The 966-nt window shown below is 59.3% G+C and carries 2 protein-coding genes; one reads left to right on the plus strand and one right to left on the minus strand.

The window, feature by feature from the left end; genetic code table 11:
• The coding region (locus tag VQ042_RS25665) for a transposase (RefSeq protein WP_331823061.1) at positions 1 to 423 on the plus strand (423 nt) is incomplete at its 5' end.
• 337 nt (positions 424 to 760) lie between these two features.
• Here the strand turns inward: VQ042_RS25665 and VQ042_RS25670 are convergent.
• Positions 761 to 966: transposase (locus tag VQ042_RS25670; RefSeq protein ID WP_442880258.1), on the minus strand; the 206-nt coding region annotated here is incomplete at its 5' end.

Consider the following 966-nt stretch of genomic DNA (forward strand, 5'->3'; position numbering starts at 1 on the left):
ACCGTCGCGATCCAGCGGTGCCAGATTCACAAAGCCCGCAACATCATGGACCGCCTGCCGAAAGAGCTTCACGCCTCGACACGCCGGGTGCTTCGCCAGGCTTGGGAACTTGACGACGCGCAGAAGGCCGAGAAGCTGATCCGCAATCTGGCGCGCCGGCTCGAGCAGGACCGGCCGGGCGTAGCGGCAAGTATTCTGGAGGGGCTCGACGAAATCCTCACCGTTGTCCGGTTAAAGCTNGTCAAACGGTGGCGGAACGGCAAGATGGCCCTACGCTGGGTCGCCGCCGGCATGATCGAGGCGGCCAAGGGCTTTCGCAGGCTCAAGGCTCACAAGCAATTGCCTATCCTCAGGGCCGAACTTCTTGCCCATCGAGAGCGCCTCGCCGAAAAGCCCGTTGCCCCTGTTTCCAGGGCCGCGTAACCTTCAATCCGGCAACGCCGCTCGCCGAAGTTCAACAAACTTCGGGACATCCCCTCAGGTGGCGCGTCCCCGTCCGAGAAGCGGGGCAATGCCTCCACGGGCTGAAAGAAGATAGTCAGCTTCAGAGCAAATTCCCAAGACAAAGCGGCCGTTCCGCGCCATACCCATCACAGTCATTTCCCTTCCCACCACATATTGTTGAAAGCGGTCATGTTCGCAGCCCGCGCACACAGAGACGATCTATGAACCGTCCTGCTAAAAGAGTTCGTCCCGGTTGCCCGATATTCGGATGGCTGGGGCCGATGGGACAGCCCAGGGGAATCGGGTGAGTTGAATTTCACGAGATGAGGCTGACGAGGAATTTTTCGTTCCACCCGGCCTTCAATCGTTTGTTGGTCATCGACAGTTTGGCGGGATTCCGCCGCAACAAGTTATGTGCGATGTGTTTGATGGTGGTGAAATTGGCCGGAGCATGTTCGGTGCGGACCCGGCATTCATCGTCTCTGAAGAGGCAGTCCATCAGCCAGTGCATGCTCTCGACGG

The sequence above is a fragment of the Aurantimonas sp. A2-1-M11 genome (assembly GCF_036549475.1).
GTDB lineage: Bacteria > Pseudomonadota > Alphaproteobacteria > Rhizobiales > Rhizobiaceae > Aurantimonas.